Below are 20,981 nucleotides of genomic sequence, written 5' to 3'. Positions count from 1 at the left end.
GGCGTGTCCGTCTGGCTGCTTAGTGTCAGGTTCGGGCCTCGTCGGTGCGGCTCGACATCAGACGGTCTTCAAGACACCGCCGTCGGCGATGTAGTCGGCACCGGTGAGATTTCCGGCCTGCGGCGAGGCCAGAAAGGCGACCAGCGCGGCTGTCTCCTCCGGCTCCGTGAGCCGCCCCGTCGTGATGCCCATCCGTCCCGGCACCTCGGCGAGAAACTCGTCCAGCGTCACTCCGTTGGCCCTGGCCAGTTGGCCCGCATACCCATCTTCATCCGCCCAGTTGCGGGTTCGGGTCGGGCCTGGGCTGACCGTCAGCGCTCGGAGCCCCCGCGCACCGAACTCTTCGGCGAGCGCCTTGCTCAGGTTCGTCAACGCCGCCTTGGCCGTGCCGTAGTCGACTGGCTGGAACGCGGCTCGGGCGCCGATCGATGAGATGGTGATGACGACTCCCCGTCGTTCCAGGAGACCCGGCAGGAGCGCCCGGGTGACCCGGACGGCGCTGAAAAGGTTGAGCTCGAAGGTCTGCTGCCAGGACTCGTCCGGTATCGCGAGGAAACCCTGGGCGCGCATGCTGTCGTCGGTCACGCCCCCGAGATTGTTGACGAGAATGTCTGTCGCGCCGGCTTGGGTGGCGAGGAGGCCGGCCCCGGCTGGCGTGGTGAGATCCACGGCTACCTGGGTCACGGCGTCACCGAGCGCGGCGAGCCGCGGGGTGACCTTGCGCGCGGCCGCGGTCACCCGTACCCCCTCGGCCGCCAGCGCGCGTACGACGGCCAACCCGATGCCCTTGCTCGCGCCGGTGACAACCGCGGTCCTGCCAGCAAGACCAAGATCCATGATAGTCCTTTCTTGACCTGTAGGTACAAAAATAGAGCGGCTGAGGGCTGGGCGAGCTTCCTTGCCGACTACCGGCTACAGGGAGCGAAGGAGGGTGTCGGCGAGCCCAGCGAGCCGCTGCGGATTCGGATCAGCCTTGCCCAGAACCCGGATGCCGTTGATCGTGGCGAGAAAGAGGGCGGCCAGCGCCCCGGCGTCGGCTGCTCGATCAATGTCGCCGGACCGCTGGCCTTCCTCGATAGCGCTGCGGAACGCTGCCTCCTGCCGGTCGAAGGTCCGGCGTACCAGGTGGTTTATCGGCTCGTCCCCGTCGCCGAACTCGACCGCCGTGTTCGCCATCATGCAGCCGCGCCGTTTATCGTCCGACAGGGCGGCGGTCACCACCAGGTCGAGCGCGGCCCGCAGGCGTTCCCGAGGCGGACCCGACCCGTCCAGGACCCGGATGATCTGCACGGCCTCGCGTTCGTGGTAGCGACGCAGCGCCCGCTCGAAGAGCGCGCGCTTGCTGGTGAAAGCGTTGTAGAGACTGCCTCGGCCGATCCCGAGCGCGTCGACCAGTTGCTGCGGCGTGGTGTGGGCGTACCCGTTGGCCCAGAAGACCTCCATCGCCTTGTCGACTGCCGTGTCTGGATCGAACGCCTTGCCGCGGGCCACGTCCGTCACGATAGGGAGAAATGGAACTGCAGGTCAAGAAAAGAGGTCCGTGGCGAAGACACTGCGCGCCAGGACAGCGCCGCGGCCACCGGGGCGCTCGGCCACCTCGGATGTCCCTGAGAGCGTTGTTCCGGCCGTGACCGATCTCCGCGAGCACCTCCCGCTCCCGCGGGGCGAGCCGTTCGCGGAGGCAGTCGCTGTCGGAGGTCGGGAGCACCGACGCGCCAGGCTTCTCCGAAATGGCCATGTACGTCCTCGTCCTGCGCGATGGCGGCTGGTGGCTCGCCGGTGGCCAGAAAACGCTCATCGCGGACCGGCCATGACACCGAGGTCGGTGAACGAACGGCGTCGGACGGACTGCCCGTGGCCGGACTCCGGCCGCCGACGTCTCAGCCGGTAAGACCCCGCCTGACGGCGAGTTCGACGGGCGAGTAGTGACTGACGGGTGGGAGGGCCTTGGTGGTCGGAGCTGAGCTGATCTTCCTGCCTCAGGAGTCCGGTAGGTCGAAGGCGGCGGCGTCGAAGGCGAGGACGATGGCGGCCGCGCGGTCACGGACCTCGAGCTTGCCGAAGATGCTGCCGACGTGGGCTTTCACGGTGCGTTCGCTCACGTGCAGGTCGGTGGCGATCTCTCGGTTGCTCGCGCCGCGGGCCATCGCGCGCAGCACCTGGCGTTCGCGGTCGGACAGGCGGGCGAGGCGCCGACGCACGCTCGGGTCGGCCGACGGCGCCCGCCGCACGGCGCCGAGCAGGCGCTCGCTCGCCGACGGGTCGATCCACGAGCCGCCCGCGGATACGAGCTGGATCGCCCGCACGATGTCGTCGGCCGGGCGGTCCTTGAGGATGAAGCCCTTGGCCCCGGCAGCCATCGCGCCCCACATGACCTCGTCGTCGGTGAACGTGGTCAGCACCAGCACAGGAGGATGGTCGCCGAGACCGGCGAGGGCACGTATCGCGTCGGTCCCGTCCATCCGGTTCATCCGGATGTCGAGCAGAATGAGGTCAGGGCTCAGGTCCTGGACGGCCTCGACCACCTGGTCGCCGTCAGAGCGCTCGCCTACGATCTCGATGCCCTCCTCCCCGCTGAGCACCAGCGCGATCCCGGCGCGGATCAGCTCCTGGTCGTCGACGAGCAGCACCCTGATCGGTCTCGACGGTGCTGGCGCCCCGCCGGCGGCGTATCCGGATGAGCCGTCAGCCATGTCTCGGCTCCGCTGCCAAACCCGGTGCCCCAGCTCGGACGGCACGTCGAGCGCGACCGAGCGGGATGGTCGCCGCCAGCCGCCAACGGCCATCGACCGCGCCCGCCGAGAACTCGCCGCCGAGCGCCTGGACCCGCTCCGCGATACCGCTCAGGCCGAATCCGGCGGCGCCGTGCCGCCATCCGGCCGGCAGGCCATTGCGGACCACCACGACGACAGCGTCGGCGTCGATGCCGACCTCCACCTGGGCTGGGACTCCGTGACTGTGCCGGGAGACGTTCGCCAGCGCCTCCCGCACGGTCCGGAACAGCACCGACCCGGCGACCTGGTCGACGTCGTCGAGTTCACCGTCCACCCGGAGTTCCACGACCAGCCCGCCACGCCGGTAGCCCTCGACGAGGGCGTCGAGATCGTGGGCGTAGGGCAGCGGCCCCGATCCGCCGACGGACGGTACGTCCGCGTCGCGGAGCAGCCCGACGACCTGCCGGACGCCCTCGATGCTCTCCCGGCCGACCGCTTCGGCCCGCGCGAGCGCCTCGTCGGCGAGCTGTTGGTCGCGGCTCATCGCCCGGCGCGCTCCGGTGATGTTCAGCAACACGACGGCGAGGGAGTGCGCGACCAGGTCATGGACGTCCTGGGCGATGCGGCGGCGCTCGTCCGCGGCGGCCACCGTGGCGAGCTTGTTCTGCGCGGCGGTGAGCTGGAGCGCGAGCGCATTCGTCCGTCTCAGCGCGTAGCCGGCCGCGGCCGCGTAGAGAGCCGCCGCAGCCCAGACCATCGTGCTGGCATAGACGAATCCGCCGTCGGCCCCCTCCGGGTGACGCTGCTGCACGAGGACCGACAGACCCAGTACACCCGCCATGACCAGGGCGTTCAGTGACAGCGAAGGGCTGCGCAGCGCGGTCCAGCTGGCGACGGCGATCGGGATCATCATTGCCAGCTTCCCTCCGCCCAGGCCAATCACCCCGCCGACGCAGGCAAGGGCCACCGTGACCGCCAGCACCGGCGGCACGCGTATCCCCGCGGCGTCGAACGCGAACGGCGCGCCCGCGAGGGCGACGAGACCGAGCAGGACGACGTCGGGTACGACGGAGAGCGCGCTGAACGCCGTCCCGACCCCGATGATCCCGTAGACGATCAGGTCAGCGACCCGGACCATGCGGACAACCGCCGCGGCGCCGGAAACCGACTCCGGGGCCAGTGCTGGGCCGACCTGGGGATTCGAGGGCGCGTGGCTCGCCGGCTTTTTCGCTACCCAGCCCATCGTCCGCCCCTGTCGCGTCCGTCAACCCTCACGATACGTGGCCGAGGCTTAGCGACGCCTCGGCCCGCGGTCCGGTCCTTGCCCCACCCCGGGAACACCGGCCACCTGGACGAGAATCGGCCGCCAGACCGGTTGGCCGCTCGCCGACCGGTCTGGGCCCGGTGTCATAGGCCGGCGAGCATGCCTCCGTCCACCAGCACCGACGTCCCGGTCAGGAAGCTCATGTCCGGGGAGGCCAGGGCCAGTGCGGCGGTGGCCATCTCCTCGGGCCGGGCCATCCGGCGCAGCGCGTCCACGTTGGCCGCGCCATACTGTGCCTTCAGGGCAGCCCACTGCTCGTCGTTGACGTTCGGTGGGCGCCGCGCGTCGACCAGCCCGGTGTCGGTGGTGCCCGGCGAGACAGCGGCCACCCGGATTCCGTCCGGGCCGTAGTCGAGCGCGGCTGTCCGCACGAGTCCGGTGACACCGCCCTTGCTCGCCGAGTAGGCCCCCAGGCCGGGACGGCTGGCAAACTCGTTCGCTGACCCCGTCACGAGGATGACGCCGCCGCCGGACCGTTTCATGTGCGGAACCTCGTACTTGATGGCGAGGAAGACACCCCGGGTGTTCGTGTGCGCCGTGTCGTCCCATTCGGCGACGGTCATCTCGTGCAGCGGCTTGACCAGCTGGACTCCGGCGTTGTTCAGCGCGACGTGCAGGCCGCCGTACAGCTGGGCGACCCGGTCCACGAACGACTGGACCTGCGCGGGCACCCGCACGTCCGACCGGATGTACGTCGCGGTTCCGCCCGCGGCGCGGATCTCGCGCTCGACCTGTAGCCCGAGGCTCTCGCGGCGGCCGCAGAAACCGACCTTCGCCCCTTCCCGGGCGAAGGCGATCGCCGCCGCCCTCCCGATGCCGGACGTCGCGCCGGTGATGACGACGACCTTGTTCTCGTAGCGCCGGAGCTGTGCCGGCGGTGGTGCTGACCCCGCGGACGCGGACGCGGGAGAAAGGGACGTCCTGGCGAGTTCAGCAGTCAAGCCAGCCGTCGCGCCGGCGAGCAGGAGGCGGCGACCAATCCTCGGTGCCGTGCCGTCATCGTCGCTCATGTCGCCCTTTCGGGTTGTTCGGCAGGTGAACGGACGACGCCAGTAGCTCACGAATATCCGGAGCGTCGCATCCGGCCGGAGTTCATTCGGTCATGTCATCTGGTCCGCCTCGCCGCCGTCCCACGGGCCACTCCGAACCTGGCCGAGCGACCCATGACGCGTGTACTGGGGGCCGGGGCCCACGACGACCGCCCTGAGGCGCTGCCGGTGGATCATCGGACGTGGCGGCCAACCCGGCGCCTGGGCACGCGGTGACATACCGAGAACCGTTCACACCGACCCCACGGGGCCCTACGGATGAGAACTCCAATATCAACATGGTCGTCGCTGGAGTTCATTCGGCCTCAGCGAGGGCGTGGGCTGGCCGTAGCCAGGTTGTGTGCCACGCGGCGAGCGCGGCGGACAGCAGCACCACGGTGATCGCGAGCAGCGTCGCGGCCATGCGGGCCGCCGGGCCGGTGTGTGCGTTCGGCAGCTCGGATCTGCCGCCAGCAGAGTGGAGTCCCGTTGCATTGGCGGCGCCATAGGCTCGTCCCCATGCCAGCGAATGACAACGCCACGATCACGGGTTGGGCGGCCGGCGTCCCGTTTACGGCGCTGCGTCCGGCGGGTGACCTCGACAAACCGGCTCCGCTGGTGGTGACCTGGCACATGATGGACGCGCCTCGTTCGGACGCGGCGTTCGCCGCGGCACTTCCGTTGGCCGCGGTACCTGCCTGGCGGGTGCATCTCGGGATGCCGCTGGTCGGCCGGCGTCCGGTGGAGGGGGCGTACGAGGCCGCGTTGGCCGACCCGGTGCTGGGATATATCGACCCGGTGGTTCGGCAGGCCACCGAGGAGTTTCCGGCGGCGCTCGACGCGTTGCGGGAACAGTTCTCGCTGCGCGACGAGCCGATTGGCATCGTGGGCGCTTCGCTCGGCGGCACCGTCGCGCTGAACGTGTTGGCGCGCGTGCCGGTCCAGGTCTCGCAGTGGCGCTGGTGAACCCGGCCATCCGGGCTCGGACGGTGGTCGAGATATTCACCGCGACGGCCGGTACGTCCTACCCGTGGAGCGAGCAGGCGCGGGCCGCGGCCAGGCGCCTGGACTTCGTCGCTCACGCGGGCCTGATCAGCGGTCGGAATCCGCCGCCAGCGGTGCTCGTGGTCAGTGGCGAGCTCGACTACCCGACCAGCCGCGCCGACGCCCACGACCTGGTGCCGGCGCTCCAGGCCGGGTACCCGGATACCGGCCGGGTCAGGCTCAGCACGATCGCCGGCCTGGAGCACCCGCTCGCCGAACCCCCGGGCCTGGAGCCGGCGCCGCCGACCCCGCTCGCCAGGGCTGTGGACCGAGTGGTCAGCGAATGGTTCCAGGCAAATCAGCCATCCCCGTCATGCGCCGCCCGAGGCGTCGCCGGGTCTGCGAAGTTCGCCCACCATGGACGGGCGCCGTCACACCGGCGGCGTCCGGCGTCCGGTTGCTGTTCTTCGCAGGCTGAGTCCTGACCGTGAACCATGGGAAAGGAACCGCGTGTCCGTCCGGACCGCTTCCTCCCGCGGGCAGCCGCGTTCAGGGGTGCCGGTACGGCTGAGCACACGGCCGTCTGGCGGACGGTGTCACGAGTCCCCGCGGCACGGCCGGCTACGGTGTTCTCGTGGGACTGCACCTGAGCCAGATCGCCGAGGCGGACGAGCTGCTGACGAACGACCCGTTGGCGCTGCTTATCGGCATGGTCCTGGACCAGCCAGTACCGGAACCATGGAGCGGAATGGGGCAGTTCGTGTCCGCCTGACGACGTATCGCCAGGGCGGCCGCTCGGTGGACGGCAGACGATCCACCATGTCTTGATCGTCCACTGGTCCGATGTCACGGTCGGGGTACCGGGTGGGACGACAGGCTCCAGAGGCGGCGGTCGACACCTGGCGGGGCCGACGATGTTCGGCAGCGCGGATTTCTCCCAGGCCGGTGCCTCGTCGTGGCATAACCTCCCTGATCGCCCGGCGGCCGCTTCCGCCACTCTGGTAGACCTCTCGGCCATGACCGGACATGGCGACGTGACGGAACTCGACGAGGTACTCGGCGCCGGGGTCGGCCGTCTTCGCCGCTCTGCCGAGGCGCGGGGCCAGGTCCTGCCAGTCGGACCGACCCTCACGACAGTCGCCCTCGTCGCGCTGCACCGCGACGCGCACGTGCGGGCCGGGCTGCCGGAGATCACCCCGGCGCTGGCCCGGGAGATCCTTACCGGGACCTTGCCGACGTTCGCGGCCCCGGCCCGAGATGACCTGGAAGTCTGCCCTCGCGTGCTGAAGGCTCTAGCGGACGAGCAGCATGATGCTCGCCTGCTCAGCGCCAAGAAGCTGGCGAAGCTCCACACGGCGATCGACGAGGCCACCGCGCCGTATGAGGAGGCGCTCTTCGCGCCGGATCGGCCAACCTGGGAGCGTTTCTACGCCAGGCTCATGCGTGACGAGGGTGTCGAGGTCACCGACGAGGCCGCCGTACGCGCCTGGCTCGCGCGTTACCGTGAGCGTCCACTGGCGGACCGGAAGACCGCCTTCCTCGCCGCGACGACTGACACCGCCGAGATCGAGTCGACGGGAACGGCGACCGCGCGTCATGCGCGTGTGGTAATCGTCGGTCAGCTCTCCGAAACCGTGCGTTCTGGCATGGTGCATGCCGTCAGGACCTTCTACCTGCCCTACCTCTATACGGACGATGGCGAAGACGAGTCCGTGACCGCGCGAATCCAGGTCTGGGTGGATCGGTTGATCGACGGCGTCACGGCGGCGGGGCTCAGCAAGGCCCTGCGTGACGAGTTCCGCGATCTCGCGCCCTCGGACGACTTCCTGCTCGGCCCGATCGTCAGGGAGCTGCGCGACTGGCGGGAAGACTACGGAGGGTGCTTGCCGCCGGTTCTCGACTTGGCGCCGCTGGCGCTACGCCTGCCCGTTCGGGGCGTCGACGGTGGCGGTGACACCGCGGACTCAGAGGCGACGACCGCGGCCCTTGTCCGCTCAGCTCCGCTGATCTCGGTCGCCGCGGACCTCGCCCGCTGGGTGGACGAGCGGGGCGGTGCCAGCGCGGCGGAGTTCGCCCGTCACCGCCGGGACGCGGCCGCCCACCTCGGCGTGTCGGAACCGGTGATGCAACGAGTCGCGGAGTTCGCCTCAGCCGTGTCGATGCTTCGCGTCCGTGATGGCCGCGTCGCCACGGGCGTGGCGTGGCGGATATGGCGGGAGGGCGACGCCGACGACCTGCTTCACCTCGCGGTGACGAGCTACGCGGCCGTCCGGACGACGACGGTCAGCCTGGCAGAGGACGGTCATGGGCTGGACAGCGACCAAGACACCCACCAGCCAGCCGACGACCTTGGGCGGGGCGATCTTGAGCCGGGCGAGCTCGAACTGGGCGAGGAAGACGTTTCGCTGCTTTTCGAGCTGTTCGGCCAACAGGGGACAGTCTCCGTCGCGCGTCATGCGGCCGCGAGCCTCGACTGGCGAATCCGGCGTGCGCGGGAGCCGATCCCACCGATCCCGCTCGCGGCCCCGGAGGGTCCGGACACGACACTCGCCATCGTCATGCGGGCACCAGACCCGCTGGACTCGAAGGCATACGCCCTGCCATCCGATGACGAAATCGAACGCCTGATCGGCTTGGACCAGCCTCTCGACGCCGACGAACGCGCTGAACTCACGCGGCAAGCGCACGTGATAGCGCTTGTCGTCGACCGGATGGCGGGGCTGGGCCTGGTTCGCCGGGTCGGCGACACGGTCATGCTGTCCAGGCTCGGCGAGCGGGTCATGGGTCGTCTTGCGAGCCAGGCTGGCTGGGACGTTCCGACGCTGAGCGAGGTGGCCACCGCCGAGCCGGCGCTGATGGCGCGGCGGCTCGCGTCGTGGCCTACCTGGGCGCGGGTGCCGGGCCTGCTGCTGTGGACAGGCGCACGGGAACGTGAACGCGGCTGGCCGGACCTGCTCACGGCGTGCGCGGCGAGCCCTGGTCAGTACCAGACCGTTTTCGAGCTGCTGGGGGTCGACAACAGCGGGTGGGCGCGGGAGCGGATCGCGGCCGGCGGTTACGAGGCGCCGCCGGACGGCCTGCTCCCGTCCCCACTGCCCGACGCCGAGGCCGAGCAGTCGCTGCGAGACGCGCTGCGCGACGCCGTCGCTGATCCCACGATCGGCGCCTATGCGCTGGCGGCGTGGCGGTCGAGGGGAGGCCAGGAGGCGGGGGACCCACCGCCGCGCGCCCGAGCGGTCCTGCTGCGTGATCGGCTCATCAGCCTCCAGCTCGTCGCGTTCTGGACGTCGCTGCTGACCGACGACGTGCCGCCCGGGCCGGATGAGCCGGATGAGCCGGTGGACGCGGCCGACGATCCGCTGGACCGAGCGGTGGTCGCGGCCTTCGACGAGGAGGTCGAATGCTGGCCGGGCGGCGGCGGAGAACTGTTGAGAATGCTGCGCGACCTTTCCGCCACGTCGCTCTCTGTTCTGGACGGCCTGGCGACTATCGCCAGACGTCGGCCAGACGCGGCCGCTCAGGCTGCGGGGCGGGCGGCTGAGCCGGCGTCCCGGGCAGGGAACGCTCCGGTGCGCCCGAGACCGCCGGCCGGCGGGCGCGTTCCGTCCCGGCGGGACGTCGCCCGCCGTCGCGAGCGGGCCAACAGGTCCGCGAAAAGGAAAGGCCGCAGCTGAACATCGAGCGTGGGAGGATAGCGCGGCCCGGCCCCGCACGAACCTCCTCCCGCGTCGGTGTCAGGTCGAGGATCGGCCGGTGACCCAGCGGACCGGGCGGCTCGGGTCGGGGTCGTAGCGGCAGGCAGTGCCGGTGCGCACAGTGACGTGCAGCAGGCTGCCTCCAGCGAGTTCGATCACAACTGGGCGGCTGGGAGCTGAAGGCGCGCCGGCTCCCGGAACGTGTACTCGTGCCGGTCGAAGTCGAGGGTCCAGGCGTAGGCGCTCAGGAAGGCGTGGGACAGCAGCCCGTCGATGCGTACGCCGCCGAACGAATGCCAGGGCGGGCGACGCGCGGGCGACGTGGCCACGAACTGCTTGTCCTGGCGGAGCGGCCCCAGCCAGATCGGTTGGTCGGCTTCGAAGTGCGGGCCAGCGGCGCGGGCCCGGGGTATTCCCCAGGAGCGGTAGTGCCGGGCCGTCGTGTACAGGCACGCCTGGCGGGGCGGCGAGTCCTCCTCCTGGATGACGTAAGCCAGTCCCGAGTCGACGAAGAAGTTGAGGTCCTGCCAGATACCGAAGCCGCCGCGCGCAAACATGTAATGATCTCCCCACAGGTAGAAGGGGAACCGCGCGACCTCCTTCAGGTCGCGGAGTTGGGCGAGGTGGTCGGCCGCCTGCTGCGGGTCGCGGCGTGGCGACAGAAGTAGGCGCTGGCCCGGGTAGTCGATGGTGGCGAGGAATTGTTGCAGGATGTTGGTGCCTAGAAGCACGACGTCCTGGCCGTCGCGCAGCGTGGGCATCGCCTCGACCGGCACGTTGGTCAGGGTGGCTCCGCCGAGCGTCAACTCCCGGGCCACACCGACGTAGACGTCGGTTCTGGTGGTGCCATGGTGGTCGCGTCCGTTCGCGGCGAGCCGGATGCCAAGCGCCTCGGCGCGCTGGGTTCCCATGACGACGAACGTGCCGCCGGTGTCGAGGTGGGCACACAGGCGGTGGCCGTCGAGCGTCACGTCGACCCCTGGCAGGAACGGCGCCAACGCGTGGTCGGCAAACGGCAGCTGGGTCGTCCGGTCCAGCGTGGCCCGCAGCGGGTTGTCCACCCGTAGCTGGAGGTCCGGTGGCACCGGTCGCTTCCCCCGCCGCCGCAGTACGTGTGCATAGGCTTCGTCCGGCTGGCTGAGGTGCAGCCAGGCGAGTGCCGCCGGCTCGTCCAGGGCGGTGCGCCCGGGGCGCCGGGCCTGGATGATCGCGTGGTGCCCGAGCGCTTCCTCGTAGCGCCCTTGGACGTAGCTCGTCAGGAACAACAGGTGCGCGCGTCGCAGCGGGGAGGTCCGCTGAGCCAGGCGCTCGGCCGCACTGATGTCGCCACGCGTCCATGCCCGCCACGCGGCGCGAGCGGGCGCGTCCGGCGCCAGCCGCTGACGGCAGGTCCGTGTCATCGCGCTGTCTCCGCCCCGGCCGTTGCCGGGGCAGGACCCTCGTCGGCTCCCAGATCCATGGCGGCTGCGACGATGGCGAGCAGCGGGACCAGCACATGCGTGGCCAGTTCGTACTCGCCGCGCCGGCGCTGGACGAGCAGCCGGGCGGCCTGCAGCTCGCGCAGGTGGTGGTACAGGTGCCCGGACGAGGTTTCGCCGAGTGCCTCCTGCAGCTGCGCGCGACTGCGCGGTGCCCGGATCAGCGCGGCGAGCAACGTTAGCCGTGCCGGGCTACCGAGGCACTCGAGCGTTGTTGCCGCGGCGGCCCAGTCCAGCCCGACGATGTCGCGAACCTGGTGTTCCTTGGCCCACAGGTACTCGCGGTCGTCTACGGTGACGGCCCCCGCGTAGGCCACGGCGCCGCTCGGGTCACCAACGCCGGTCCGTGGCCCGCCATGATCCTCGACGCCGGCGCGTTCGCGGAGCCGGTTCAGCAACTGCAGGGACGACGCCTCGGTCGACCGGTCGGGGCCTTGTCGCTCTGCGCTTGTGACCGGTGCCGCCTCCAACCGTTCGACCCGCCGCTCCAGCGCGGCGACCCGTTGTTCCAGTCCGTCCGATGTCATCCGGCATACCCCGCAACGTATGTCCGTAATTCCGGTATTACGGAAATAGAGTACAGCGTGCCACGCGGCGACGAGCTGGATGCGGCGCATCTGCGTCCGGCTGCCTGCGCGTCGGTTTCGAGGAGCGCGGTCGGACCTTCGGTGTCTGCGGTGCGGCGGTCGCCCGCTCGGGACACCGTCGGTCGGAGGCGCCCGGGCCGAACCGCCCCGGCTCGGCCTGGACCAGAGCGACGTCAGCCAAGCCGGCACTCGGCGCCGCGCCGTGGGACCCGGATTCTGGACGGTCCACGCCAGCCTGACTGCGTAGCGCAGGCTCCGGCCTGCGGCGGCAGGAGCGAGGGACCACAGTGGGCGACCGTGCCAGCGTTCGACGGGTCAGCGCCTACGCCAGTAGCGTGGCTGGCACTTTCTCCCCGCCGTCCTCCGGGACTGGCGGGGCTTTTTCTAGATCGGCGACGTCATGACCCCACGAGTCGCGGTCTTCGTCGACTACCAGAACGTTCACTTTTCGGCGCGAAGCAGGTTCCAGCCGGTCGACGCGCCACGTCACCACGGTCATGTTGATCACGGCCAGTTGGCTGAGAGGATCGTCGCCGATCGGCGCTTCGGCGGCGAGTTGACTTCCGTCCGTGTCTATCGTGGCCGTCCGAGCCCGGACCATCAGCCAGCGGCTGCCAGGGCCAGCGACAGGCAGGCGAGCCAGTGGGAACGCCAGGGCGGATGCCCGCTCGCTGAGCAGGTCGAAGTGGCGGACAAGGGCTGTCTCCACCAGAGCGGCCTTCGTGGGGAAGTGGCGGAACACGGTCGCGATGCCGACCTCGGCGCGGTGCGCGACGTCCTCGGTGGAGCCAGCCGCGCCCGCGCCGGGACCGGGACTGTCAGCACAGATATCCATACGTCAACTTCTCGTCCGCGCCGGCGGCGCGATAGGCGCCGCGCGACAGTCGGCTACGGTTGTGCTGTGGGACTGCACCTGAGCCAGATCGACGAGGCGGACGAGCTGCTGACGAACGACCCGCTGGCACTGCTGATCGGCATGGTGCTGGACCAGCAGTTCCCGTTGGAGCGGGCGTTCGCCGCGCCGTACATCCTGACTCAGCGACTCGGCCGGCCGCTCGACGTCGGCGAGTTGGCCGGCTTCGATCCGGACGCGCTCGCCTCGATCTTCGCGACGCCACCGGCGCTGCACCGGTTCCCGGGGTCGATGGCCAAGCGTGTCCAGGCGGTCTGCCGGGTGATCACGGAAAGGTATGACGGCGATCCGGCCTCGATCTGGGATACGGCCGCCGACGGCAAGGAGCTGCTGAGGCGGGTCGGCGCTTTGCCCGGCTTCGGGGCACAGAAGGCGAAGATCTTCGTTGCGCTGCTCGGCAAGCAGCTGGGCGTGACGCCGCCAGGGTGGCGCGAAGTCACGTCGCCGTACGGCGAGGAGGGCAGCCGCCGGTCAGTCGCGGACATCACCGGCCCGGAGACGCTGTTCGAGGTCCGCGACTTCAAAAAGACCATGAAGGCCGCGGCCAAAGCCGAAGCCGGCTGAGTCGCCCGCCGGTGCGTGCCTAGGCCGGCGATGAGTCTGCCGCTGCCCGCGGGTCTACCTCCCGACCGAGACAGCCAGCTCATCGGGAGTACGGCATGGGACTCATCGAGATCGAGATGTTCGCGACCCTCGACCTCGTCGGGCAGGCGCCCGGCGGCCCCGAGGAGGACCCGGCGGGCGGATTCCCGTTCGGCGGCTGGCAGGCGCCCCTGATCGACGAGGTCTCCGGCGCCCAGATCGGCGCCGCGTACGAGGGCACGGACGCCCTCCTGCTCGGCCGGCGAACCTACGACATCTTCGCCGCCTACTGGCCACACCAGAACGGCGGCGAGGACGGCGACATCGCGGCGCTGTTCAACAGCATCCCGAAGTACGTCGCCTCCCGCGGCACGCCCGACCTCACCTGGGCCGGGTCCACACAGCTCGGCCCCGACCTGGCCGGCGCGGTGCGCGAGATCCGAGACCGCCACCAGCACGTGAAGGTCGTCGGGAGCCTGGACCTAGTGCAGACCCTCCTGCGCGAGCAGCTCTTCGACCGCCTCGACCTGTGGGTGCACCCGATCGTCCTCGGCGTCGGGAAGAAGCTGTTCGACGACGGCGCGGTGCCCTCGAACCTCACCCTCCTCGAACCACCGGTAGCCAGCCCGAACGGCATCGTCTACCTGCGCTACGGACTCGCCGACGGAACACCCGGCACCGGAGACATGAGCGAACCCGACCGCGGCGTCGGGCGCGTCGGCTGAGGCCCGCGTGCGGTAATCCGTGCCGCCGGCCGACGCGCCGAAACTTCTTCGCCGGCGATGTCGTGTGGGGCGAGTCGGCTACGACCACTTGGCGCAGGGGCCATGACAGGCACCTCGCCAAGCTGAAGGAGGTAGGCCATGACGCAGCGGGTTCGAGTCCACTGCTTCACCGTCGCGAAGGACGGGTTCGGCGCAGGCGAGGGGCAGAGCCTCGAGCGCCCGTTCGGCCATGCGGATCCCGCTGAGCTGATGAGCTGGGTCGGCGCGACGGCCAACTGGGTCAACCGCACCGAACCGGGCGGCACCCGCGGGCTCGACGACTACATCGTCCGGGACTTCACCCACAACATCGGCGCGGAGATCATGGGACGGAACAAGTTCGGTCCGATCCGCGGCCCCTGGCTGGACCAGGAGTGGCAGGGCTGGTGGGGCGACGAGCCGCCCTTCCACACGCCGGTGTTCGTGCTCACGCATCATGTTCGGCCGTCGTTCACCCTGAGCGACACGACGTTCCATTTCCTGGACGCGACACCGCAGGAGGCGCTGGAGCAGGCGAAGGCCGCCGCGGACGGCCGGGACGTGCGTATCGGCGGCGGCGTCACGACCGTTCGCGAGTTCCTCGACGCGGACCTGATCGACGAGATGCACATCGCGGTCGCTCCGTTCGAGCTGGGCCGCGGTGTCCGTCTGTGGGACAGCCCGGACGAGCTGACCGACCGGTTCCACCTGGAGCGCGTGCCGAGGCCGAGCGGCTTCGTGCACCACTTCTTCTGGCGGCGCTAGGTACGGGCCGGCACCGGCAGGCGCGGCCTCCGGGCCGGCGTCGGCCGGTCACGCGGCGGGCAACGGCCGGTACCAACGAGACGGTACCGCGGCCCCGTCGGCTGAGCGCTTCACCCCGTCGGGCACACTCTGCGGAGCACGGCGTCCCACGGACGGTCACCAACACCGCGACCTGATCGCTGCGCGCCTGGTGGCCCGCGGCTCGCGCACACGTGTTTCGATAGGCCCATGTCGTCCGGCTCCATGCCTGGGCCGTCCACGTCCGGATCTGCCGCGTTCGAGCGGCTCGTGGTTGAGCGGGCTCGCGCGGCGCAACGTCTGAAGGCGCTCCGGCTCGAGTTCGCCCGGTTGCTCGAGGACTCCGCCGATGTTGGAGCGGATGACGAGCACGACATCGAGGGGGCGTCGATGCCGTTCGAGCGTGAGCAGCTGAGGGCGACACTGCGCCAGGCGGCGGGGGACGCGGAGGAGATCGACGCGGCGTTCGCCCGCTTGGCCGCCGGTACCTACGGGACGTGCACCGTATGCGGGCAGCCGATCGGGGCGGGACGCCTGGAGGCCCGGCCGGCGGCGCGGACCTGCGTCCGGTGCGCATAGCGCCCGCCCCGTCGCCCGTTCTCCTGGATCCGCCGTCGGACTGGCCGGATCGCCCAGGTCGCCTCACCGGGTCCGTCGCGGGGTCGCGCGGAGGACCGCCCTCACTCCGACGTAGAAGGCCGCCCGCCAGGACGTTCTGTCTCATGCCGCCGATCACCGCGGTCGACGCGGCCGAGCGGCTCTTGGACAACCATCGTCGGGGCCGGCGGAACCTGGACGCGCGACCGTCGCCCGCCTCGACCTCGAAACCATGATCAGTAGGTCCGCGTGACCTCCATCCGCGGACCGCAGGGTAAAGTTTAGAGGGTTAAACTTTAACGGTCGTCATGAACATTAAAGCCTGGGGGTGAGCCGGTGGCCCGCTATGAGGTCCGACGGTGGGAGCCGGTCTACGGCGCTCCGGGCAGCCGGGACCGCCGAGGTGGTACCTACCGGCCCTATATTCCTGATCCGCTGGTTGGCCGGCCGCTGACCATGGACGCGATCCTTGACGCGCGCTGCGCCGAGGTTGAGGCGTCGGTTCGTGCGCTCGCTGGCACTCCGGGGGTACGTGGGCTGGAAGGTCTTGCCCGCTTCCTGTTGAGATCGGAAGCGCTCGCCTCCTCCAGGATCGAGGGTCTCCAGGTCTCGCCGCAGCAACTTGCGCTCGTCGAACTGGCCGAGGTCGAGGGTCTGCCGCTCAAGGGCTTCTCGCACAATGCCCGGCTGGTGGCCAACAACGTCAGCGCCCTGCGGCAGGCGGGTGGCGCGCTCGCGGCCGCGGCAACGGTGACCTCGGAAGGGATCGTCGGACTACACCGCGCGCTGCTTCCTGACCACGACCCGCCCGGTCTGCGGACTGTCCAGAACTGGGTGGGAGGGGGAAGCTGGCATCCGTTGGATGCCGAGTTCGTGCCACCGCCGCATGAACAGGTCGCGGGTTTGTTGGACGATCTGGCTCAATATGCATCGGGAGCCGGGCACTCGGCGCTCATCCAGGCAGGGCTGGTGCATGCACAGTTCGAGACGATCCATCCGTTTACTGATGGTAACGGTCGGGTCGGCCGTGCATTGATCCACACTGTGCTCACTCGACGAGGGTTGTCGCGGACTGCGGTGCTGCCGGTCAGCTTGGTGCTGTTGACTCAGTCCGACGCGTACATCGAGGGCTTGACCGCATACCGCTATAACGGCTCCCCCCGCGATGAGGCAGCGCAGACCGGTGTCAACGCCTGGCTCACCGGCTTTCTGAACGCTGTCGATCTCGCGGTGGGTCAGGCGCGGGCCTTCAGCGCGGATGTGGCCACGCTCGAACGGGTCTGGGCCGAGCGGCTCGCGGAGCACCGGCAGGCAGCGGGTAGGACATCGCAGGCGCGGGCAGGTTCGTCCCTACGCCGGATACTCGAGATGCTGCCCGAAGTTCCGGTAATGACCGCGCGCACGGTCGAGCGCATGCTGGGTGTTTCATTCCCTGCGGCCAAGTCTGCGCTGGAAGAATTGCTGGCGGCCGGCATCCTCACGGCTCGTCAGGTCGAGCGCAACACGACCGGCTACCTTGCCCGCGAGATCTTCGACCTGCTTGCCATCACAGAGCGCAGGCTCGCCAGTACTCGCTGGGACACCCGTGAGGCGTCTCCAAGACGTCCAGTTCCGCCGTTTCCTGCCGCACGCCCGGAAGCTGCGGCTTGGGCCGCTCCATCCTTCCGAGACTGACTGGGACCAGCAGATCCCGCTGGAGCGGGCGTTCGCGGCGCCGTACGAACTGACGCAGCGCCTCGGTCGTCCGCTGGACGTCGTGGAGCTTGCGGATTTCGACCCCGACGAGCTTGGCGCCGTGTTCGCGAAGCAGCCGGCGCTGCACCGCTTTCCGGGCTCGATGGCCAAGCGGGTGCAGGCGCTGTGCCGGCTGGTCGTGGACGGCTACGACGGTGATGCCGCGCGGGTCTGGAGCACCGCCGCCGACGGGCGCGAGCTGCTCAAGCGGATCTCGGCGCTGCCCGGCTTCGGTCCGCAGAAGGCGAAGATCTTCGTGGCGCTGCTGGGCAAGCAGTTCGGCGTCACCCCGCCCGGATGGCGGGAGGCCTGCGCCCCGTTCGGCGAGGAGGGCGCTTTCCGCTCGGTCGCCGACATCGTCAGCCCCGAGAGCCGCATCCAGGTCCGGGACTTCAAGAAGCAGATGAAGGCGGCCGCGAAGGCGACCACGCCCTGACCAGGACCGCCCGTGGGGCCGCGCTGCCGGCGTCTGGGGTGCGAAGGTCGCGGTGGTTCCGCCACCGCTCGTCCGCCACCGCTCGGCGGCGTCAGGGCGGCTCGGCGCCGGAGACCGTCCGTGCTGACCGCAGCAGCCGGAGCAGCGCGGCGCCTGCGAGGTAGGCGAGCAGGCCGCCGAGCGGCATGCCGACCCGGTAATGGGCCCTTGCGGGGGCGACGTTGTTGCTGATCAGCCCGGCGGCTGCACCGGCGAAGGCGGCCAAGGTGAGCACAAGACAGGGCACCGGGCTCGTGAGGGCGCGGGTCAGCCACGGCGGCAGCCTGCTGGCCGCCGCCTGGCGCGTGCCGCGCATCTCGATGCGGCCGAACACCGCCACCAGGCCAGCAAGGATCACCGCGAGCATGAGGAACCAGGGAAGCCGCCAGATCCACCAGGAAACGGTGCCCGCCGCGGGTGTCGGCAGCGCGCCCACAGCGTTCAGCAGGCCGACGAGCAACAGCACCGCGCACATGTGCCACAGAAAGATGGTGAGGATCACCATGTTTGTCCCGACCACGGCCTGCCAGGGCCGCTGGCGCAGCCAGCGCTGCGCCGGGCCGTGCAGCATCATCACTAGGCCCAGTTGGAAGGCGGTGCTGGCGAGCAGGGCCACCGTCGGCGGCGAGGCGTTGTGCGGTTCCCTCCCGGGGACGTCGACCATGCTGACGGGATAGGGCCCGGCCAGCGTCAACGCCATCACCGCGGCCAGGCCGCCGAACAGCAACGGCGCCCATACCCGCGGGCGGAAGGGCAGCCGGCCGTCCCTCCAGAAGAACCCGATCTGGTGAATCACCAGCCAGCCGTAAATGTAGCCGCCGTCAGCCATGTCACCGTGGCCGTGGAACCGGGCCACGTCCCCGAGCGTGACCAGGACGACCAGCACGACCACCACGCCCCAGCCGAACCGCCCGTGCAGCCAGTACATCAACGGGGTCAGCAGCACCACGGCGAGGTATGCGGACAGGAACCACAGCTGGATCGTGGCGAACCAGATGGCCAGCCGGGCCATTTCGCGGTCGGCGCCCAGCGGCTGGGCGACCAACGCGACGGCGGCGAGCACGACCAGGAACGTAGTGGTGGGCCGTAGAAGGCGCGCCCCACGGTTCTGTAGCCAGGTGATCGCGTGGCCGCCACGGTCGCGGTGCGCGGCCAGCGACGCGGCGTTGGCGTACCCGCCGGCGATGAAGAACAGCGGCATGACCTGGACCAGCCAGGTAAACGGGTACATCCACGTCATCGACTCGAGCGCCGCGTGTCCGGCCAGCTGCCCCTGCTCGTTGTGGGTGATCACGCTGACCAGCCAATGGCCGAGGACGACCAGGACGATCGTCACGGCGCGGAGCAGGTCGACGTACCGCTCCCGTGACGGCGGCGTCTGTTCGGCCAGCTCGCGCAGAACCCGCACGTGGGGCAGTTTTCCACGGCGACCCGGCGGAGAGCATGACGGTTGGATGACCTGTTCACCGCCGACCTGATCAATGATCTTGCCGATTTCACTCCATCGTTCCGATACTGGGTGGGATCAGCAGATCCCGCTGGAGCGGGCGTTCGTCGCGCCGTACGAGCTGACCCGGCGGCTCGTACGGCCACTCGATGTCGAGGAGGTCGCCAGGGTAGCGCCCTACCGCGGAACCTGCCGGGATTGACTTTCGCTTAGTTTTCCGCGAGCAATGCCAGGATCCTTCGCCGAGCGTCGTTGCGGGCGCTCTCGTCGAAGGTGGGTGTCCCCGGCCAGAAGAACGCATGTTGCGCGCCGGGGTAGGTGACCATCTCGTGCGTGATGTTCGCCGCCTGTAGCGCACTGGCGATCTCGCCGCGCTCTTCTTCGTCGATCAGTTTGTCGCTCTCGCCGACCAGGTACAGCAGCTTGCCGGTAATACCGGAGGCGAGGGTGAGCGTAGGCTCGGGCCTACTGAGCGGTATGTCGGTGCTGGTGAGCCAGCCGCCGTACAGCACGACCACCCGACTGACGGGTACCTGGGTGGCCGCGAGAAAGGCGAGGTGGCCGCCGGCGCTGAAGCCCACCATGGCGATCTCGTCCACGCCGCAACGCGTCTTCAGCAGGTCCGCACAGGCGCGTACGTCGTCGATTGCCTGGGTGCGTGTCATCTTGTGCAACAGGGAGAAACCCTCGTCGCGCCCACTGTCGTCGCGTGGTAGCCACCGGCCCGGTGCGGCGTCGCGGTGGTAGAACTCGGGGGCGATCGTGAGATAGCCGGCGTGTGCAATGTCGTCGACCACCGAAATGATGTCGGGATTCACGCCGAACAGTTCGTGGACAACGACGACACCGACTCTGGCCACATCACCGTCCGGACGCGCCAGGTAGGCCGGCATGGTGGTGCGATCCGCGACTGGTATCTCAATTGTCTGGTGGACGAGTGCCATAGTCACCACTGTCGTCGCCGCTGACGATAGTAACCAGAGTCGGCGGTTCGTAGTACCGGCATGACTAGGCTGGTAGGCATGGAGTCCGACGGAGACCCGGTCGCCCTGGGCCAGCTCCTCCGGTCGCGGCGGGCCGGGCTTAGCCCGAGCGCGGTCGGGCTGCCGCCAGGGACGCGGCGTCGCACGCCGGGGTTGCGCCGTGAAGAGGTCGCGCTGCTGGCGAACCTGTCCGCGACCTACTACACCTATCTGGAACAGGGCCGTCCGGTGCGCCCGTCCGAGCACGTGCTCGATGCGCTCGCCGCCGCGCTTCGGATGACCACGGCGGAGCGCCGGTACCTGGACGTACTGGCCTATGGTCGACACGACGGAGTCGGGCCTGCCGCGGAAGGCGGACGGGCTTCCGTGACACCAACCGAGTACCTCGCTCCGGGCATTGTCGATCTTGTGCACCGGCTCGAGCCGTACCCGACCTACGTGAAGGGACGGCGCTGGGACGTCCTCGCTTCCAATCCGTCGGCACGGGAGCTGTTCACCGACTGGGAAGCTCGGCCGGTCGGCGACCGGAACCTGGTCCGATGGATGTTCACCAGCGACCGGGCAAGGCAGGTGTACCTCGACTGGGAGTTCGAGGCCCGCGCGATGCTTGGACGGTTCCGCCTGGCAGCGGCACGACACAAGGACGAGCCGAGCTTCGTCGCACTCGTAGCCGAACTCCGGCGCGACAGCGAGTTCGTGCGCCGATGGTGGCCGCGTCATGACGTCGCTTCGATCGGTAGCGGGGTGAAGAAACTTCGGCACCCGCTCCTCGGCCCGCGGACCTACTCGCACGTGGTGCTGCAGATCGCCGACAATCCCGACCAGACACTGGTCACCTACCGCGTCGAGAGCTAGCCGGTCAGGTTCGAGGCACGAGGGTCCGGCCGTGTCACCCCGCCTGGATGGCGTGAGGC

20 protein-coding genes and 1 pseudogene are annotated in these 20,981 nt (G+C 69.8%); 11 read left to right on the top strand and 10 right to left on the bottom strand.

All coding sequences use genetic code 11. From position 1 onward, the window contains the following. Positions 1 to 57: 57 nt before the first annotated feature. The 5 genes from QOZ89_RS09030 to QOZ89_RS09010 all read right to left on the bottom strand — a co-directional run bounded on the left by QOZ89_RS09030 (position 58) and on the right by QOZ89_RS09010 (position 5,048). The gene (locus QOZ89_RS09030; RefSeq protein WP_071053003.1) at positions 58 to 837 is read right to left on the bottom strand and encodes an SDR family oxidoreductase; all 780 of its coding nucleotides are present in this window, start codon (positions 835 to 837) and stop codon (positions 58 to 60) included. Between the two features lie 75 nt (positions 838 to 912). Continuing rightward, a complete protein-coding gene (locus QOZ89_RS09025; RefSeq protein ID WP_071053002.1) occupies positions 913 to 1,491 on the bottom strand; it encodes a TetR/AcrR family transcriptional regulator in 579 nt (192 codons plus the stop codon). Positions 1,492 to 1,979: 488 nt separating this feature from the next. Further along, positions 1,980 to 2,693: a response regulator gene (locus QOZ89_RS09020; protein WP_071053001.1), complete on the bottom strand. Its 714-nt coding sequence runs from the start codon at positions 2,691 to 2,693 to the stop codon at positions 1,980 to 1,982. Next, positions 2,686 to 3,852, bottom strand: a complete 1,167-nt coding sequence (locus tag QOZ89_RS09015) for a sensor histidine kinase (RefSeq protein ID WP_312623528.1) — start codon at positions 3,850 to 3,852, stop codon at positions 2,686 to 2,688. The genes QOZ89_RS09020 and QOZ89_RS09015 overlap by 8 nt, the downstream gene beginning before the upstream one ends. A 269-nt stretch (positions 3,853 to 4,121) precedes the next feature. Next, positions 4,122 to 5,048, bottom strand: coding sequence for an SDR family NAD(P)-dependent oxidoreductase (locus tag QOZ89_RS09010; RefSeq protein WP_312623527.1), 927 nt, complete (start codon positions 5,046 to 5,048; stop codon positions 4,122 to 4,124). A 537-nt stretch (positions 5,049 to 5,585) separates the two neighbouring features. Between QOZ89_RS09010 and QOZ89_RS48220 the strand changes: the two genes are divergently transcribed. From QOZ89_RS48220 to QOZ89_RS08990, 4 genes and pseudogenes are all read left to right on the top strand, one after another. After that, positions 5,586 to 6,032, top strand: a complete 447-nt coding sequence (locus QOZ89_RS48220; RefSeq protein WP_312623526.1) for a hypothetical protein — start codon at positions 5,586 to 5,588, stop codon at positions 6,030 to 6,032. Further along, complete coding sequence (locus QOZ89_RS48215; RefSeq protein ID WP_312623525.1) at positions 6,020 to 6,535, top strand: hypothetical protein; 516 nt, start codon at positions 6,020 to 6,022, stop codon at positions 6,533 to 6,535. The genes QOZ89_RS48220 and QOZ89_RS48215 overlap by 13 nt, the downstream gene beginning before the upstream one ends. A 149-nt stretch (positions 6,536 to 6,684) precedes the next feature. Next, a pseudogene (locus tag QOZ89_RS08995) lies at positions 6,685 to 6,783 on the top strand (HhH-GPD-type base excision DNA repair protein); the annotation flags it as partial. A 283-nt stretch (positions 6,784 to 7,066) separates the two neighbouring features. Continuing rightward, positions 7,067 to 9,724, top strand: a complete 2,658-nt coding sequence (locus QOZ89_RS08990; protein WP_312623524.1) for a hypothetical protein — start codon at positions 7,067 to 7,069, stop codon at positions 9,722 to 9,724. A gap of 176 nt (positions 9,725 to 9,900) precedes the next feature. Here QOZ89_RS08990 and QOZ89_RS08985 read toward each other — a convergent pair whose 3' ends face one another. The 3 genes from QOZ89_RS08985 to QOZ89_RS08975 all read right to left on the bottom strand — a co-directional run bounded on the left by QOZ89_RS08985 (position 9,901) and on the right by QOZ89_RS08975 (position 12,645). Next, positions 9,901 to 11,145 (bottom strand): retropepsin-like aspartic protease family protein, encoded by a 1,245-nt coding sequence (locus QOZ89_RS08985; RefSeq protein WP_312623523.1) that lies wholly within the window; start codon positions 11,143 to 11,145, stop codon positions 9,901 to 9,903. Continuing rightward, positions 11,142 to 11,750 carry a helix-turn-helix domain-containing protein gene (locus QOZ89_RS08980; RefSeq protein WP_312623522.1) on the bottom strand — a complete coding sequence of 203 codons (609 nt, stop codon included), beginning with the start codon at positions 11,748 to 11,750 and terminating at the stop codon, positions 11,142 to 11,144. Before QOZ89_RS08980 ends, QOZ89_RS08985 begins: the two co-directional genes overlap by 4 nt. A 382-nt stretch (positions 11,751 to 12,132) precedes the next feature. Continuing rightward, on the bottom strand, positions 12,133 to 12,645 hold the full coding sequence (locus QOZ89_RS08975; protein WP_312623521.1) for a TetR/AcrR family transcriptional regulator: 513 nt from the start codon (positions 12,643 to 12,645) through the stop codon (positions 12,133 to 12,135). On the opposite strand from QOZ89_RS08975, the gene QOZ89_RS08970 reads away from it, so the two are divergent. From QOZ89_RS08970 to QOZ89_RS08945, 6 genes are all read left to right on the top strand, one after another. Further along, a complete protein-coding gene (locus QOZ89_RS08970; protein ID WP_491723647.1) occupies positions 12,541 to 13,287 on the top strand; it encodes an HhH-GPD-type base excision DNA repair protein in 747 nt (248 codons plus the stop codon). The genes QOZ89_RS08975 and QOZ89_RS08970 overlap by 105 nt on opposite strands. A 95-nt stretch (positions 13,288 to 13,382) precedes the next feature. Further along, positions 13,383 to 14,030, top strand: coding sequence for a dihydrofolate reductase family protein (locus QOZ89_RS08965; protein ID WP_312623519.1), 648 nt, complete (start codon positions 13,383 to 13,385; stop codon positions 14,028 to 14,030). Between the two features lie 138 nt (positions 14,031 to 14,168). Continuing rightward, on the top strand, positions 14,169 to 14,813 hold the full coding sequence (locus QOZ89_RS08960; RefSeq protein WP_312623518.1) for a dihydrofolate reductase family protein: 645 nt from the start codon (positions 14,169 to 14,171) through the stop codon (positions 14,811 to 14,813). 288 nt (positions 14,814 to 15,101) lie between these two features. Next, positions 15,102 to 15,410 carry a TraR/DksA family transcriptional regulator gene (locus tag QOZ89_RS08955; RefSeq protein ID WP_312623517.1) on the top strand — a complete coding sequence of 103 codons (309 nt, stop codon included), beginning with the start codon at positions 15,102 to 15,104 and terminating at the stop codon, positions 15,408 to 15,410. Positions 15,411 to 15,764: 354 nt separating this feature from the next. After that, complete coding sequence (locus QOZ89_RS08950; protein WP_312623516.1) at positions 15,765 to 17,102, top strand: Fic family protein; 1,338 nt, start codon at positions 15,765 to 15,767, stop codon at positions 17,100 to 17,102. Beyond that, positions 17,050 to 17,598, top strand: coding sequence for an HhH-GPD-type base excision DNA repair protein (locus tag QOZ89_RS08945; RefSeq protein WP_312623545.1), 549 nt, complete (start codon positions 17,050 to 17,052; stop codon positions 17,596 to 17,598). The genes QOZ89_RS08950 and QOZ89_RS08945 overlap by 53 nt, the downstream gene beginning before the upstream one ends. A 91-nt stretch (positions 17,599 to 17,689) precedes the next feature. On the opposite strand, the gene QOZ89_RS08940 is transcribed toward QOZ89_RS08945, so the two are convergent. After that, on the bottom strand, positions 17,690 to 19,045 hold the full coding sequence (locus QOZ89_RS08940) for an acyltransferase family protein (RefSeq protein WP_312623515.1): 1,356 nt from the start codon (positions 19,043 to 19,045) through the stop codon (positions 17,690 to 17,692). Between the two features lie 248 nt (positions 19,046 to 19,293). Beyond that, entirely contained in the window at positions 19,294 to 19,977 is a 684-nt protein-coding gene (locus tag QOZ89_RS08935) for a dienelactone hydrolase family protein (protein WP_312623514.1), read from the bottom strand. A 129-nt stretch (positions 19,978 to 20,106) separates the two neighbouring features. Between QOZ89_RS08935 and QOZ89_RS08930 the strand changes: the two genes are divergently transcribed. After that, entirely contained in the window at positions 20,107 to 20,922 is an 816-nt protein-coding gene (locus QOZ89_RS08930) for a helix-turn-helix transcriptional regulator (RefSeq protein WP_312623513.1), read from the top strand. The last annotated feature ends 59 nt before the right edge of the window (positions 20,923 to 20,981 follow it).

The organism is Pseudofrankia coriaricola, assembly GCF_032027725.1.
Taxonomy (GTDB): domain Bacteria; phylum Actinomycetota; class Actinomycetes; order Frankiales; family Frankiaceae; genus Pseudofrankia.
This window is presented reverse-complemented; position numbering and strand designations above follow the sequence as displayed.

Excerpts from the sequence above, each read along its gene's own strand:
- QOZ89_RS09030 (WP_071053003.1), bottom strand. The coding sequence starts at position 837 with ATGGATCTTGGTCTTGCTGGCAGGACCGCGGTTGTCACCGGCGCGAGC.
- QOZ89_RS09020 (WP_071053001.1), bottom strand. The coding sequence starts at position 2,693 with ATGGCTGACGGCTCATCCGGATACGCCGCCGGCGGGGCGCCAGCACCG.
- QOZ89_RS09015 (WP_312623528.1), bottom strand. The coding sequence starts at position 3,852 with ATGGTCCGGGTCGCTGACCTGATCGTCTACGGGATCATCGGGGTCGGG.
- QOZ89_RS09010 (WP_312623527.1), bottom strand. The coding sequence starts at position 5,048 with ATGAGCGACGATGACGGCACGGCACCGAGGATTGGTCGCCGCCTCCTG.
- QOZ89_RS48220 (WP_312623526.1), top strand. The coding sequence starts at position 5,586 with ATGCCAGCGAATGACAACGCCACGATCACGGGTTGGGCGGCCGGCGTC.
- QOZ89_RS08990 (WP_312623524.1), top strand. The coding sequence starts at position 7,067 with ATGACCGGACATGGCGACGTGACGGAACTCGACGAGGTACTCGGCGCC.
- QOZ89_RS08985 (WP_312623523.1), bottom strand. The coding sequence starts at position 11,145 with ATGACACGGACCTGCCGTCAGCGGCTGGCGCCGGACGCGCCCGCTCGC.
- QOZ89_RS08980 (WP_312623522.1), bottom strand. The coding sequence starts at position 11,750 with ATGACATCGGACGGACTGGAACAACGGGTCGCCGCGCTGGAGCGGCGG.
- QOZ89_RS08975 (WP_312623521.1), bottom strand. The coding sequence starts at position 12,645 with ATGGATATCTGTGCTGACAGTCCCGGTCCCGGCGCGGGCGCGGCTGGC.
- QOZ89_RS08965 (WP_312623519.1), top strand. The coding sequence starts at position 13,383 with ATGGGACTCATCGAGATCGAGATGTTCGCGACCCTCGACCTCGTCGGG.
- QOZ89_RS08960 (WP_312623518.1), top strand. The coding sequence starts at position 14,169 with ATGACGCAGCGGGTTCGAGTCCACTGCTTCACCGTCGCGAAGGACGGG.
- QOZ89_RS08935 (WP_312623514.1), bottom strand. The coding sequence starts at position 19,977 with ATGCCGGCCTACCTGGCGCGTCCGGACGGTGATGTGGCCAGAGTCGGT.
- QOZ89_RS08930 (WP_312623513.1), top strand. The coding sequence starts at position 20,107 with ATGGAGTCCGACGGAGACCCGGTCGCCCTGGGCCAGCTCCTCCGGTCG.